This window comes from Methylophaga nitratireducenticrescens, assembly GCF_000260985.4.
Taxonomy (GTDB): domain Bacteria; phylum Pseudomonadota; class Gammaproteobacteria; order Nitrosococcales; family Methylophagaceae; genus Methylophaga; species Methylophaga nitratireducenticrescens.
The window spans coordinates 2,655,071-2,667,522 of record NC_017857.3 but is presented as its reverse complement, the minus strand read 5'-3'; the positions used below and the strand labels follow the sequence as shown (position 1 = coordinate 2,667,522).

13 protein-coding genes and 1 pseudogene are annotated in these 12,452 nt (G+C 45.5%); 10 read left to right on the top strand and 4 right to left on the bottom strand.

Annotation, left to right across the window (positions count from 1 at the left end; translation table 11 throughout):
• The first annotated feature begins 43 nt into the window (after positions 1-43).
• From Q7A_RS12645 to Q7A_RS15355, 8 genes are all read left to right on the top strand, one after another.
• Positions 44-784, top strand: coding sequence for a Slam-dependent surface lipoprotein (locus Q7A_RS12645; protein WP_014708004.1), 741 nt, complete (start codon positions 44-46; stop codon positions 782-784).
• A 13-nt stretch (positions 785-797) separates the two neighbouring features.
• The gene (locus tag Q7A_RS12640) at positions 798-2,372 is read left to right on the top strand and encodes a surface lipoprotein assembly modifier (RefSeq protein ID WP_014708003.1); all 1,575 of its coding nucleotides are present in this window, start codon (positions 798-800) and stop codon (positions 2,370-2,372) included.
• Between the two features lie 28 nt (positions 2,373-2,400).
• Positions 2,401-3,720: a tetratricopeptide repeat protein gene (locus tag Q7A_RS12635; protein WP_014708002.1), complete on the top strand. Its 1,320-nt coding sequence runs from the start codon at positions 2,401-2,403 to the stop codon at positions 3,718-3,720.
• An 85-nt stretch (positions 3,721-3,805) separates the two neighbouring features.
• Positions 3,806-4,429 (top strand): biliverdin-producing heme oxygenase, encoded by a 624-nt coding sequence (locus Q7A_RS12630; protein WP_014708001.1) that lies wholly within the window; start codon positions 3,806-3,808, stop codon positions 4,427-4,429.
• Complete coding sequence (locus Q7A_RS12625; RefSeq protein ID WP_014708000.1) at positions 4,429-4,815, top strand: YbaN family protein; 387 nt, start codon at positions 4,429-4,431, stop codon at positions 4,813-4,815. Before Q7A_RS12630 ends, Q7A_RS12625 begins: the two co-directional genes overlap by 1 nt.
• Before the next feature lie 3 nt (positions 4,816-4,818).
• On the top strand, positions 4,819-5,778 hold the full coding sequence (exbB, locus tag Q7A_RS12620) for a tonB-system energizer ExbB (RefSeq protein WP_041354695.1): 960 nt from the start codon (positions 4,819-4,821) through the stop codon (positions 5,776-5,778).
• Positions 5,775-6,206, top strand: coding sequence for a biopolymer transporter ExbD (locus Q7A_RS12615; RefSeq protein WP_014707998.1), 432 nt, complete (start codon positions 5,775-5,777; stop codon positions 6,204-6,206). The genes exbB and Q7A_RS12615 overlap by 4 nt, the downstream gene beginning before the upstream one ends.
• 1 nt (position 6,207) lies before the next feature.
• Complete coding sequence (locus Q7A_RS15355; protein ID WP_238595916.1) at positions 6,208-7,212, top strand: energy transducer TonB; 1,005 nt, start codon at positions 6,208-6,210, stop codon at positions 7,210-7,212.
• An 8-nt stretch (positions 7,213-7,220) separates the two neighbouring features.
• Here Q7A_RS15355 and Q7A_RS12600 read toward each other — a convergent pair whose 3' ends face one another.
• Positions 7,221-7,739, bottom strand: coding sequence for a sigma-70 family RNA polymerase sigma factor (locus Q7A_RS12600; protein WP_014707995.1), 519 nt, complete (start codon positions 7,737-7,739; stop codon positions 7,221-7,223).
• Between the two features lie 279 nt (positions 7,740-8,018).
• Here Q7A_RS12600 and Q7A_RS12595 point away from each other — a divergent pair.
• Positions 8,019-9,097 (top strand): annotated as a pseudogene (locus tag Q7A_RS12595) (NAD(P)/FAD-dependent oxidoreductase).
• On the opposite strand, the gene chrA reads toward Q7A_RS12595, so the two are convergent.
• Together chrA and rluD are read right to left on the bottom strand one after the other, a co-directional pair.
• The gene (gene chrA / locus Q7A_RS12590; protein ID WP_014707994.1) at positions 9,089-10,282 is read right to left on the bottom strand and encodes a chromate efflux transporter; all 1,194 of its coding nucleotides are present in this window, start codon (positions 10,280-10,282) and stop codon (positions 9,089-9,091) included. The pseudogene Q7A_RS12595 and the gene chrA overlap by 9 nt on opposite strands.
• A 15-nt stretch (positions 10,283-10,297) precedes the next feature.
• Entirely contained in the window at positions 10,298-11,263 is a 966-nt protein-coding gene (gene rluD / locus Q7A_RS12585) for a 23S rRNA pseudouridine(1911/1915/1917) synthase RluD (RefSeq protein ID WP_014707993.1), read from the bottom strand.
• A gap of 77 nt (positions 11,264-11,340) precedes the next feature.
• On the opposite strand from rluD, the gene Q7A_RS12580 reads away from it, so the two are divergent.
• Entirely contained in the window at positions 11,341-11,625 is a 285-nt protein-coding gene (locus Q7A_RS12580) for a c-type cytochrome (RefSeq protein WP_014707992.1), read from the top strand.
• 7 nt (positions 11,626-11,632) lie between these two features.
• On the opposite strand, the gene mutM is transcribed toward Q7A_RS12580, so the two are convergent.
• Positions 11,633-12,451 carry a bifunctional DNA-formamidopyrimidine glycosylase/DNA-(apurinic or apyrimidinic site) lyase gene (gene mutM, locus Q7A_RS12575; RefSeq protein WP_014707991.1) on the bottom strand — a complete coding sequence of 273 codons (819 nt, stop codon included), beginning with the start codon at positions 12,449-12,451 and terminating at the stop codon, positions 11,633-11,635.
• Between the last annotated feature and the right edge of the window lies 1 nt (position 12,452).

Here is a 12,452-nt window from a genome sequence, read left to right as displayed (position 1 = left end):
AAAGCGAGAACTAAATTTATTTTCAATGAAAAGGAATATGCAAATGAAAATCACAAATAAACTTTCTATTTTAGCGTTAATGTTAGGTCTGGTTAGTGTAGCTCAAGCTGATCCAACAACAGTGTCTGGTCAGAGTTACCTCGGGGATATCACCGTGGGTGGAACAACTGATACAAGCATTGACCATCCAGGTACAGAAGGCGCTCCAGGCGTTGGTGTCAATGACTTTTATTCTGGAGCGATGGTGAGTTTTACCGGTTTGGATAGTATGGTCGCTGATGACTCTAATGGCATCAATACCATTACACCAGCAATGATGCCACCATCTCATGCCGCTCTTGGTTATTTTGACTTTGCCAAAATTTCGGGCAATGAAGTCTATTTTGGTGAATGGTCACAAAATGGCACAACCAACGATCCTACCAGAGTCGTTTACTATGCAGGTGAATCGCAAAATACCACGATGCCAACAACAGGCTTAGCGTCATATAACATCAATGGTATTAATAACTATAACGGTAGTAACCTGCTGACAGGCACGTTGAATGCAAATTTCGGTACAGGAAACCTGTCTGGTTCTATGAGTAGAACGGGTCTTACTATTGCTATTAATGCAGCTATTAACAGTTCGAATGCTAGCTTTTCTGGTGGTGCATTAGCAAATGGTAGTGTGGGTGGAACCGCTGAAGGTCATTTCTTCGGTGCCAATGCTGCTGCGTTAGCAGGGATTGCCAAGTTCACCAGCAACCGTGATCTGGATACCGCTTTTGGTGGTGCCCAGTAATCATTGCTGTTTCATGGATGAAATATGGCCAGATGCCTTTGGGCATCTGGCTTTTTCTTTTTATTACCAAAGCCGAATTATGTTGCCTGAATTACAACTATCTTTTGTTTCTTCACGGAAATTGGTGATCTCTACTGCATTGTTTATCACACTACTGACCAGCGTGAACAGTTGGGCGGACGATAAGGATACTTCTCTGCGGCTGAATCAAAGTATTGATCTGCAATCGAATGAGCAAGAACGACAAATCCTCAAAGATGAAGATTACCTGAAAGGGGAGCGTCCGACCTTAACGATTGATGGTAAGACTTACACAATCAAACACAATGTGAACGATGTAGGCCGTGCGTTATATATGTCGATTCAACAGAAACAATGGTCTGCGGTAGGGTATTTTTTGGATGAATATCTGACCTTTTCCAATGCGGATCCAATGTTGATTGCTTATGCTCAGGGAGCCCTAGCCAGACTTCAGGGTAATATGGAAAAGGCCGAAGCAGAATTTAAAACCCTGCTTGATATCAAACCGGATTTTATGCTCGGTCAGTTGGAACTGGCCCGAGTATTGTTTGAAAATCGTAAAGATGCCGAATCGGAGGCGATGTTTCAGCAAATCGCTCAGTCGCTTAATCCGGCTGATGCCAGGCAGCAGGGTGTGCTCACTACCGTTGATAGCTTTCTGCAAGCGGTTGATAAACGTCAGGCATGGCAAGGATCTATCGCATTAGGCCCAACCTGGTCGGATAATCTAAACCAGACATCTGAAAGTTACAGCTGTCTGTTTTATTACGGTTCGGTATGCCTGTTTGAACGTGCTACCCCTGAAGCGGTTAAATCCCATGGTATGGATTATGAAATAACGTTAAATAAACGTTTTGCTTTGTCCGGTCATCATGGTTTGTTTTTTCGTTCGTTATGGTTTGGGCAAAGTTATAAAGATCATTCGCTCTACAACGAAAGTCAGCTTAGCACCCAGTTCGGCTACAGCTACCACAATATGCGTAATCAGTATTCTTTAGCACCTTCATTTGAGTTTGTTCGTTATGGTAATGATTCACTATACGGGGCTTCGGGTCTGCATGGTGAATGGCTGCATTATCTGAGCGACAAAGCGATGTTCAAGCTGGAAGCAGATTATAAAAATCAGCAATACCGGAAAGAACTTATTGCCGACCAGTACGACGGTGGTATCTGGTCTACTTATGCAACAGCCTGGTATGGCCTGCCAAATAACTGGACTGTATTTGGTGGTCTGGACTGGACCCGCAAAACCGCCGAAGTCGATCAAAATGCGTATGAGCAAATCGGCGTCAGAGCAGGTGTCGCCAAAACCTTTAATGCGCATATTAATGCGGTACTGTTCGCTTCATTACGGGAACGTGAACATGATGCATTTAATGCGTTATTGGATGAGCAGCGTAAGGATTTCGAACAAAACTATACCGTTATTCTGCGTTTTCCGACCCTCGCTGTTTACGGCTTGGAGCCCAATCTGACTTTTAAGCACCGCAAAGTGCACAGCAATGTGGACTGGCTGTATTCCTATGACCGCAACAGTGTCAGCCTGAAACTGGAAAAACGTTTCTAATCAATTGAACCCCTAAATCGAGAATGTTATGCGCTCTTTTCATACTTTTTTACTGATTCTAGGCTTATTAGCTTTTAGCCTGCCATCCCTTGCCGAAACAGCCGATTGGCAGCAGTTTCAGTCACAGGCGACACAAGCCTATCAGGATGGAAACTATCTGCTGGCGGAACACACAATTCAGCAAGCCATCCGTGTTGCTGAAAAGGCAGACAATGGAGCTGCCTATAAAGCTAGCAGTTTAAATATGTTGGCCTATATTTATTCAGCACAAGGACAGGACGATCAGGCACTGCAAGCGATAAATCAGGCTGTGAAGCTGAGCCGACAAGCTTTTGGAGAACCCCATGAACAACTGAGTCAGTTGTTATTCAATCAGGGGCAATTATTAGAACAAGCAAATAAACCCGAGCAGGCTAAACACGCTTATCAACAAGCAATGGACAGTTATATCACTTTAAACAGTACCGGTGATGCTAAGTTGTGGCAGTCGGTACTAGTACAGGCACATATCCTGACAGAAGCAGAACAGTTTAATGAGGCTGAGAGTTTGATTAAAAACGCACTGGCAGGTTTTCCGCAAAACAGCCAGTTTAATCTCCAGCCAACAGCAATCTTAGACAGGGTGGATTTGAGTGTGTTACTGGCACAGATTCAAATAGCACAGCAGCAGAATAAACAGGCAATTGAATTACTTGAGCAAGTCAGACAGTTATTGCAGCAACAGTCATCGCCGGAGAATGAACGTCTGCTACTGGTGTTGGAGTTACTGGCAAAAGCCTATGAAGATACCCACCAGCAAGCCAAATCTACACCAATACGTGAGCAGGCATTACTGTTACGGCAGCAACAAACCACGCCGAGCCTGGCCAGTGTGATGCACCTTAACGAACTGGCATTGCGTCAGCAACGTGATGAAAACTATGAGCAGGCTGACAAATTTTACCAACAGGCACTAACCCTGCTGGCAGAGTTGAATAAAAGTGATTCCATTGAGCAGGCATTGATTTTGGGAAATTGGGCCAGTCTCAAGTTACTAGAAAAAGATACTCAAACAGCTTTGTCTTTATTTGAGCAAAGCTTACAGCTACATAACAGGTTCGATCAACGTCCTCAGGAAGCATCAAAAATCGCCACCTACAGCGCAACGATCTATTACAACCAACGACAATATGCGAAAGCTGAACCGTTATTTTTGCAAGCACTGGAACTGCTGGATAGCAGTGCATCTGCTGATAAAGACAGTCTGTTGATTGCTCTGGATAACCTTGTCGCATTGTATAAATCATGGGGAAAACCGGGCAAAGCCACAGCGTATTCCAGACGAGCCAGAGAATTGAAAAATAAATAAATATGAATCTTACGCATTTATTTTTACGGAAATCATCATCTCGTTCGGTATAAGAGATAACCCCTATCATTTAATGGATATAAAAATGAAACAAGCAGCAGATCCACAAGCATTTTCGGTATATCTGAAAGAAGGCACACAAACAATACATGATGAATTAGATCAAAGGGTTATGCAGCTTAATCCTTTTGCTGATAAAGCTCATTATCAGGGTTTTTTACGGATGCAACTTCGCTTGCACACTGCTGGTGAGCAGGTTTATCACAATCAACAGATAAATAATCTTATGCCTGAGATAGAGCAGCGCAGCAGACTGTATGCCGTGCTACAAGACTGTGTGGATTTAGCGATTCCAGTTGAGCTGCAGCAACATGATCAGCAGGTAGGAAAGCTTTTTAAAATTGCAGATCCTTACGCCGGTCTGGGCTGGTTATACACCATTGAAGGTTCAACACTGGGTGCAGCGATGCTACTGAAACATGTTAAAAATTCATTGGGTCTGTCCGAGGCTTATGGCGCCAGACATATGGCCGCGCATAGTGATGGCAGAGCCACCCATTGGCGTGAATTTAAAGCCATACTGGATAGTTTGACGCTTAATGATTTGCAAAGGAAACAAGCGCTGGATGCAGCCAAACAGGCTTTTTATTTTGTAACTGAAACCGTTGATGAAATTATGGTCATTGGTAAAAAAGAAGTGGCTGGCTAATGATAAAAATAGCACTGTGGCGACTGCTGGCATTATTTTTTGTTGCCTTGGCTTTTATTGGGAGCATTCTTCCCGGTATTCCTACCACAGAGATTGTGTTGTTAGCGGTATGGGCTTCGGCCAATGGCTGGCCTAAATTACATGATTGGTTATTAGCTCATCCACGATTTGGCCCGCTGATTAAGCAATGGCAAACTCATCGAGCTATTCCACGTCGAGCCAAATGGGTTGCGGGCTTAAGCATGTTAGTAAGCACCTTGCTGTTGATTTTCTCTAATGCACCGTTATGGGTGAAATGCTCATTACCAGTCATGATGGCATTAGTGATGTTTTGGTTGGCCCGACGGCCTGAAATACCAATGCTAAGCTGTGAAAACGAGAAATAATTAATGAAATTACTGAAACATATAATTCCGTTGTATTTGGGCCTAACCATGGCAGTTTCGGTTATGGCGGAGGAGGCGTTGACTCCAGCTGTGACCGCGGATAACGCCGAGATTACTGATACTGAACAGGTTGATGGTTCAGCCAGTCAAAACGTGCAACTTAAGGTGGAAAGCAATGCTGCACTAGATCTAGAACCAAAAGAGCTTCTTGAAAAACCAGTGATGGGAGATGTGGCTCACGCTCTCTCCCCATTAGGAATGTATCAGGCAGCTGACTGGGTGGTGAAGTTAGTGATGATAGTGTTGCTGGCCGCATCCATGCTGACATGGGCTATCTGGCTGGCAAAATGGCTGCAGTTAGCAAGTGCCAGAAAACAAGTAAAAAAACTGCTAGGTCAGGTGACGACATTACATCGATTTGACGCAGTGCACGACTTGCAATTGGGGGTCAGTGCTGGACAGACATTAATTAATGCCACCGAACAGGAGTTGACGCTATCCAGACAGGAAAATGCCTGGGTGGATGAGGGCATCAAGCAACGGATGGGAGCGAGATTGGAGCGTATTCAAATTGCTGAGGCCGGAGCCATGGGCATTGGAATGGGCATCTTGGCAACGGTTGGGGCCGTAGCGCCTTTTGTTGGTTTATTTGGTACCGTTTGGGGCATTATGAATGCCTTTATCGGAATTGCCCGATCGCAGACTACCAATCTGGCGGTAGTGGCGCCAGGTATTGCCGAAGCGTTGTTGGCGACCGCCATGGGACTGATCGCAGCGATTCCAGCGGTGGTTATCTATAATCATTTCTCTCGTAAAATTACCGCTTATCGTTCCCTGCTGGGTGATATCTCAACTAATCTACTGATTCTGGTCAGTCGCGATCTGGATCGGCAGAGCCTCTTTTCAGTGACCAACAAAGTAGACTTTCCGAAAATCAAAAAAGCAGCGGAGGTGAGTGCGTGATAGGCGGATTTTCAGACCATACGGGTGAGCAAGAGCTGCCGGAAAATCACGACATAAATGTCACCCCTTTTATTGATGTAATGCTGGTGTTATTGATCATATTTATGGTGGCAGTGCCATTGGCAACCGCCAGTATTCCGATTGATCTGCCGACCACTTCTGTTCAGCCGCCTTCGGTAGAGCAGAAGCCGATTTATCTTTCAGTAAAAGCTGATATGACGCTGACAGTGAATGACAAAGATAGACTCACATTGGATACGCTGGAACAGCAGCTATTGAGATTTGTTCCCGACCACGAAACCCGCATTTTTCTCAGGGCAGACAAACGTCTTACATATGAAGAGTTAATGCAGGTCATCACTGCTTTGGGAACAGCCGGTTACATGAGGATTGCTCTGGTTGGACTTGAGAAAACCAGCGGAGCCTGAAGTGTTGATCTCAAATCGCTGCTCATGGCAGATGCGCTTCGGCGCTGGAATACTGTTCAGTTTAGTGGTGCATGGTGGTGTTTTGGTAGCTTTTCTTTGGTTTCCATTATCAAAACCGCCCATTCTTCCGGATGCGATCCCAATTGAAATCGCTATGGTCTCGCCATTGATGGCAGCACCAGATGAACCCGTTATAGTCGATTTGCCTGATGATATTGAACAATCTGAGGCGATTCGGCAAAAGTCTACATACCCTGTTAAAACCAATTTTTCTCAGCTGGAGAGCAGTGAGCTCAACGCATATGAAGTTGATACTGAAGCTGACCTGCAAAGTGAACCAGAACTACCAGAACCAGAACCAGAGCCAGAGCCAGAGCCAGAGCCAGAGCCAGARCCAGAACCAGAACCAGAACCAGAACCAGAACCAGAACCAGAACCAGAACCAGAGCCAGAGCCAGAGCCAGAGCCAGARCCAGAACCAGAACCAGAACCAGAACCAGAACCAGAACCAGAACCAGAACCAGAACCAGAACCAGAACCAGAACCAGAACCAGAACCAGAACCAGAACCAGAACCAGAACCGGAGTCAGCAGCGGTGGTTGAAACTGATAACGACCAATCTGCTCCCAAAACCTCAGCACCTCAGGCTGCAGAGGTTAAGACTAAAGCAGAATCAACTACTGCACGTCGTAGCGGTAAATTAAACGAACAGATTGTTCAGGCAAGAGATAATTGGCAATATAGATTGCATGCCCATTTGGCGCAATATAAACAATATCCAAGTTCCGCCCGCCGCAAAGGTCGGGAAGGGAGTCCAAGGATTGCCTTTACTATGAGTAGGGATGGAACAGTATTAGATGTATGGTTGGTACAAAGCAGTGGTACGGAATTGTTGGATCGAGCTGCACAGCAACTTATTCGTCAGGCAGAGCCACTGCCAGCCTTACCCGATGAAATTAAAGAACAAGAGTTGACGTTGACAGTGCCGATTAACTACTCACTTTGAATATCCGATTAAATACGATCTTCGAGGGTTGCTTCCATACAAGCTTGCAAGGCTTTAGCAATATATTTTTCCACCGAGGAAATGGAGACGTTCAAACGCATGGCAATTTCTTTATAGCTAAGATTGTCTAATTGTCTGAGAAGTAAAGCTTCTCGAACGTTGGCTGGCAATTGATGTAACAAAGTATCAATTGCTGTGAGGGCCTCAATCATCTGCATATGAAACTCAGCTGAAGGGGCATGGTTTTCCGGAAGATGTTGAACATACTCTTTATAGGCTGTTTCAATCTGCTTCCGACGATAATTATCGATTAGTAGACCTTTAGCGATGTGAGTTAAGAAACGTTTGGAATCCTGTTTTGGGGGAAGCCTGCCGCTACTCAGAATACGCAGGTAGGTGTCATGAATGAGGTCTGCAGTGTCATCTGGGCATCCAAGGCGTCGTTGGATAAAAATTGATAACCAGCTGTGATGTTCCTTGTAGAGCTGCTCTATTTGTTCTGCAAGTGTCGAGCTTATAGCTGCCATGAGTTTGCACTCCAAAATAGAATGACTTGATGATAATGGTTATCATTATCATTTAAAACCGTTTCATCTGCAATATCAAATTAAAAATCCTCTGAATCTAGGTTAGCCACTTATCCCATCAATTCAGCTAAGCTCAATCCTTATTTTTAAAATAAAGAATTAATAAATGGATCTGAAAAGCGGTTATCCCTACTAGGCGGTTAGAAATGGATTGATGCGAACCTTCCTGCACAGGATCAGGATATTGACTGTGATGTAGCAATTATTGGCGGCGGAGCATTGATTGCTGACGATCTCAGTTCAAATGGCTATACAGTGGCGGTTATAGAACAGCGAGATATCGGTTGGGGCAGCACTGCTGCCAGTACGGCTATGCTGCAATACGAAATTGATACTCATCTGACTGAGCTTGCAGAATTATATGGCGAGGTGGATGCATTAAAAACTTATCGAGCATGTGCAGAGGCAATTAATGACCTTAAAAAACTTGCTAAGACTGTCGGTGATGTCGATTTTGAAATGCAGGAACGTCTGTATTACGCCAGTCGCAGTCGTGATAAACAATCGCTCAAAGAGGAATTTCTGTTACGACAAAAACATGGATTTGATGTTGAATGGTTGGAATCGGATGCGATAAAAAAATTGTATGGTTTTAAATCGCCCGGGGCGATCCTTAGCAAACTGGCTGCTCGAGTTGATCCTTATCGGCTGGCGCATAAACTTCTGGACAGACTGCAAATTAGTGGCCATCACGTTTATGACCGAACCGAAATAAAAGATTTGAAGCCTTCCGACAAACAGGTGGTTCTAACCACAACATCTGGATTTAAAATTAACTGTCAACATGTGGTAATTGCAACGGGTTATGCCAGTCAGAAATTACTGAAACAAAATGTAGCGTCAAATCGCAGCAGCTATGCCTTTATTACCGACCCGATAGATCCCGAGTTACTGGGCGAATTAAATAAAACCATGATGTGGGAATCTGCCAGACCTTATCTGTATATGAGAACAACGGGAGATGGACGTGTGGGGAAGACGATGATATTGATATCCCGGCAAAACGGGATAAACGGGTAGATAAAAAAGCCCAGACGCTGGCCAAGAAAGTCGAAAAATTGTTTCCCAAACTACCAATGAACCCGACATTTTCCTGGGCGGGTACCTTCGCTGAAACGAAAGATGGTTTGCCATTTTTTGGTGCTCATGCCCAATATGGTGAACGTGTGCAGTTTGCCATGGCCTATGGTGGAAACGGTATTACCTACAGCATGATTGGTGCTGGCTTGTTAAGAGCGAATATCGAACAACGCGAACACCCGTTAGCCGAGTTATTTTCTTTCTCCAGATTAGACTAAAGTGACAACGATTGATGCGGTGACACAGAACAGTACGGTCCATAATGCCGAGCGCTTCAGCACGTAAATAATTAAAAAGCCGCCGAGGGCAATCAGTAAATCCAGCCACTGATTTACGCCTTCAGTGAAAATTGGATCGTATAAAGCAGCGGCTAATAAACCGACTACAGCTGCGTTAATGCCGGCAACAACGGCACCTGCATTAGGCAGATGAGCAAGTTGCTGCCAAAGCGGTAATATCGCCAGCAATAATAAAAAACCCGGAACAAAAATGGCGAGGGTAGCCAGTAGGGCATTCCAGCCCGAAGGCAACTGTGTGGGAATTTCAGCGCCGAGATAAGTTGCCAGCGTGAACATCGGGCCTGGAACGGCCTGTGCAGCACCATAACCGGTTAAAAACTGATCGGTGGTGAGCCACCCCGTGGCAACCGTCTGCTGTTCGAGTAGTGGCAACACAACATGGCCACCACCAAATACCAATGCACCGGCCTGATAAAAGCCGGCCAGCATATTAGTGGTATTAAGCTGACTGCCTGCAAACAGACTGATAATAAGCAGCAACATAAACAAACTAAACAATATCCATGCGGTTTGTTTGCCGTAATTGACCGGGAATCTGAAATCCGCTGAAAGTTGTTGCTGGCGACATAAAAACCAGCCTGCCAGACCACCCAGGATAATCACGGCAATTTGCATAATCGCCAGATTGAAAATCAACAGTAAGATAAAACTGAGCAGTGCTATCAAGATACGTTGCCAGTCCGGCGTCAGTTTCTGCGCCATACTGATAACGGCCTGGGCTACCACCGCCACTGCCACCAGTTTCAGACCATCAATAATGGCCATGCCGATAGCATTGTCCAGCTGATGGGCAATGGCAGCAAAAGCAAACAACAGCAATGCAGAAGGCAGGGTAAACGCTATAAAAGCAGCAATGGCGCCAAGCCAGCCACCGCGAAACAAGCCAATTGAAAAGCCCATCTGGCTGCTGGCCGGACCAGGCAAGAACTGTGTTACAGCAAGTAACTGAGAAAACTGCTGTTCAGAAAGCCATTGGCGTTTACTGATAAATTCAGTGCGGAAATAACCAATGTGAGCAATCGGTCCGCCAAACGCCGTTAGACCCAGTTTGAGAAAGGCTAAAAATACTTCTACCAAGTTCTGCAGATTGTTTGGTGTCTTCACAGTTATTTCCTCTGGTTAATCAGTATGGCTGGCTGCATCCATCCGTAACAGTTCCAATAATCGTTGCATATCATCCGGTAAGGGAATCTGCCAGCTTACCGCTTCTCTAGTAGTCGGATGATCAAACCCCAGTAAACCGGCATGCAAAGCCTGACGATGCGTATTCTGCAAGGCAGCCAGACAGCTGTCAGTCATGCCTTTTGGTGTTTTAAACCGGCCACCATATAAAGGATCGCCCAATAAAGGATGGCGAATATGCGCCATATGCACACGGATCTGGTGAGTGCGTCCGGTTTCCAGTTTGCAACGCAAATGGGTGTGCGCCCGAAACCGCTCCTCAATCCGATAGTGTGTCACGGCAGGTTTACCGTTTTGTGTCACTGCCATGCGTTTGCGATCAATATGATGCCGACCAACTGGTGCATCAACTGTACCGCCTGCGGTAAATACACCACAGGCAATGGCCTGATATTCACGTACAACAGTACGTTCCTGTAATTGACTAATTAATGAATGATGCGCCTGCAAGCTTTTGGCGACCATTAATAGTCCGGTAGTGTCTTTATCAATGCGATGCACAATACCTGCGCGTGGAATATGCATAAGTTGCGGCGCATGCGCCAATAGCGCGTTGACCATTGTGCCGTTCTGGTTGCCAGCACCGGGATGCACCACCATGCCAGCTGCTTTATTGATGATTAATACATCGTCATCTTCATAAATGATATCCAGGGCAATAGATTCCGCCTGCCAGTTATCATCATGAATAATCTGTTGTGCGGCAATTTCAATCTGGTCGCCGGTGCGTACCGCATCTTTAGGGCGACAGACTTTCTGATTGACCAATACATCGCCGGCTTTAATCCATTTGGTGAGCTGGCCGCGGGAGTATTCTGAGAACAGCTGGGCCAAGGCCTGATCTACACGCAAGCCACTTAATGACTCGGGAATGATGGCATCTAGTTTTATAATCTCGGTCATGAATGGCTTTGCATAAAATGGGTTGCGTATTATAACGTAGCTTGATACGTCGCCGTGAAACGGGCGAAAGGGGAATTATGAAACGACTGCTGATATATCTTGCATTACTACTGACTTCGACCTGGATTCAGGCTGAGCCAAATATGGCTTTACTGGCTTCATCCTGCGCAGGGTGTCATGGTACCAATGGCCACAGCAAAGGCGAAATGCCCAAACTTGCAGGTTTGGAGCAAGATTATTTTATTCAGCAGATGCAGGATTTTGCCAGTGGTGCAAGAGAGTCTTTTGTTATGCGACATCATGCTGCGGCATACAGCGAAACTGAAATTCGTTTGTTAGCTGAGTATTTTTCTAAACAATAGACAGACCTTACAATTTCTGGCATTGCGGGCAGAAATAGGTCGCCCGCTGTGACTGGCGAATCAACTCTATCGGATGACCGCATTGTTTACAGTCTTGATTCTGCCGTGCATAAACCCATAATTCCTGAGCAAAATATCCGGGTTTGCCTTCGCTATCCCGAAAATCCCGCAAGGTTGTTCCGCCCGCTGCAATCGCTTTTTCCAAAGTCAGTTTGATCGCGGCGACCAGTTTTTCTGCCTGTTTTTTTGTTAGTTTTGCTGCTATCAGTTGAGGGTTAATGCCGGAGAGAAACAGTGATTCACTGGCATAGATATTCCCCACACCCACAACGATCTCCGCATTCATAATAAACGTTTTAATGCTGACCTGACGCTTACGGCTACGTTTGAACAGGTATTCGGCGTCAAAATCCTCCTCCAGTGGTTCAGGCCCCAGATGGTGTAATAACGGATGTTGCAGTGGTGGCTCAGTGGTCCACAATACAGCCCCAAAACGACGAGGATCGGTAAAGCGCAGAATAATATTATTGGCAAACACAATATCAACATGATCATGTTTTTCAGCTGGCTGAAAAGTGGTCAGAATGCGTAACCGCCCTGACATACCCAGATGGATAAACAGGGTCCCTTCAGCAGTATGGAGCAGTAAATATTTGGCGCGGCGGCTGACCGACTGAATGATTTTCCCACAGAGTTTTTTATCCAGATTTTCAGTGATGGGCCAGCGCAGTCGAGAGTCACGAATGACAACCTGTTTAACCTGTTGATTTTCTATATATGGCGCAATGCCACTGCGGGTAGTTTCGACTTCAGGTAATTCAGGCATA